The following is a 2,296-nucleotide window of genomic DNA, read 5'->3' as shown; positions in this document are numbered from 1 at the left end:
GCGGTCAAAACATTTGGCAATATCGGCATCCAGAACATATTTTGGTTTATGCCTGATTGCGTTGAATATTGCTGTGACTGCATCATGGCACTCCCGTCCTGGTCGAAACCCGAACGAATTTGGTTCAAAAACCGCTTCCCATTCTGGTTCTAGTGCTAGCTTTACTAGAGCTTGTAATGCTCTATCGAATATTGTGGGTATACCTTGGGGGCGTTTTTCACCATTGGGCTTTGGAATCCATACTCTGGGAGTTGGTTTACTTCTACCCGTTAGTTTTAATTGCCCTACCATATCAGTACGTGCCTCTGGAGATAGTGCTTTCACACCATCCACACCAGCCGTCTTTTTACCTTGATTATCTTGTGTTACCCGTCTGACTGCTAGACATTTTGACGACCCAGCCCTCATGAGGATTTTCTGAAGTTTGCGGACGGCTTTGACATCACCTTATAGATTCGTTTTTGCAACTTTTCAACAGGTTTTTCTATATCTTTCCAGGGCAATTCCCTCCAGTTTTGGCTGGAATATAATCGCTTGCAGATAGGTAGATCTTGTTCCCATTCCCTCCTGAATTTTAATTCGGCTTTAGACATATATATTGCTACTGGCAACTCTATATTCCAAGTTTGAAGTGCCCCTGTCTGCCTATCCTGAACTTTACTTCAGGCGGCTTTTTAGGCAATCCCTGCCGCTGTTTTCTTATAGATGGTTTCCTACTTAACTATCGACCAAGTTAAGAGAAAGCAGCGGATTACTTTGTACCAAATCACCTTTTGGTTGAATCTTTAGAGTCTCACTCTCCACCGGATTTAGAGACAGTGCTTATGAGTCAAACAAACAATTGCTCATGTCGATTATTCTGGCCTTTTGGCTTGGGCTAATTAACCGTCGTTGCCCATTAGACCTTACGATGGTTCGGTGATGATTTCCAGCTTACGCTTTACTCATGGATTCATGCTTGCAGGGATTTTCTCTACGGTTCAGAATTACCTGCTTTCTATCCCGCTTTACCCATTTGATCGCCATTCGCCTGAGTAGGGATAGTGCTGTCACGGCTGCACCTGCGGGGGTAGACTTGAGGTTTCTAGGATACTTTCTCTCACTACCAAGGTGATTTAGTTATCATTAGTTAAGGATGTAAAGTGCCCACTCTACCCATATGGGTTACTTAACTAATGTCCCACATCCCCCTATCACTAGGTTTCCCTGGAACGAATCGCACATTGCTGCGGTCTATATGACCGCAATTTCTGCATTCAGTGCAGCGAATGTTTAGGGTTAACCTTAATTACGACCTTTCCTGACTTCGCCGCCAGATACTCGATCTTTAAGATCAACTCATTCCATGCAGCATCCGATATAGCGCGATTCAATCCTTTCTTCCTAGATTGTCCATTTGGCAAAAATCTCCCGGTCGTCTCATCTTTTTTGCTCTTACAGCGCCGCCACATCCGGGCAACATTGAGAGCCTCTATCGCGATAGCATCTACCCGCCGAGATGTGATAGTCTTTGCCACCCACCATTGATAAGATTGTCGATCGATTGGCCATCTTTTTAGGCAAGCGTCCAACCTTTTTGGACGCTTTTTTACGTCTTTTACTGCCTTTAACTTTCCGGTTAATTCGGCGCTGCCTAACTTTAAGAAGCTGCTTGGTTCTTTTGTTAATTCCAAATCTAGGATGCTCAAATTGATAGCCATCGTCTTGATGTACCAGTTTGGTAATCCCCCAATCGCCACCCAGGAGCGATCTAACTTCTTTTAAAGGCAAGGCGGCATAATCGGGTACGGTTTTATCTTCAATTCTGACTGAGGCGTACCAACCATCCTGTCGTTGCCTGAGAGTAACGGATTTAATCTCAAATCCATCTGGTACGGGGCTGGAATTGTAAAACCTCATCCAACCAAGTTTGGGCAAATAAATTTTGCTGCCCTTAATTTTTACTTTGACCGCCTATGTGAAAGAGGTAAAATTGCTGGGGTTTTTGAATTTAGGAAATCCCCATCCCTCAAAAAAGTTCTTGTACGCAGTATCCCACCGCCTGACATTCTGCTGCGATGCAGTTGAATCGATTTCGCTATACCTTGGTCTAGCTAATTTAAGCCAGGGCAGCGCGGTGATTTGAATCTCACGACTCCCTACGGCGAGGGTTTTTAAGGTTACCTTCTTTCCAGGGGTTGGAAGCAGCGCCATTCTGGCTGACGAAGCATGTCAATGGACAGACCTCTACCTTGGTTCTAATGTCGCAGTAATCACCGTGAATCAACTGTTGATTGTCTGGAACAATCCTATCGTT

Annotated in this window: 1 protein-coding gene and 1 pseudogene; both read right to left on the bottom strand. The window is 44.6% G+C overall.

Features of this window, described 5'->3' with window-relative positions; genetic code table 11:
- Positions 1-593, bottom strand: a pseudogene (locus tag MiSe_RS48665) (reverse transcriptase N-terminal domain-containing protein); the annotation flags it as partial.
- Between the two features lie 841 nt (positions 594-1,434).
- Complete coding sequence (locus tag MiSe_RS48660) at positions 1,435-1,917, bottom strand: transposase (RefSeq protein ID WP_226594668.1); 483 nt, start codon at positions 1,915-1,917, stop codon at positions 1,435-1,437.
- Positions 1,918-2,296 lie beyond the last annotated feature (379 nt).

Source organism: Microseira wollei NIES-4236 (assembly GCF_020521235.1).
Taxonomy (GTDB): domain Bacteria; phylum Cyanobacteriota; class Cyanobacteriia; order Cyanobacteriales; family Aerosakkonemataceae; genus Microseira; species Microseira wollei.
This window is presented reverse-complemented; position numbering and strand designations above follow the sequence as displayed.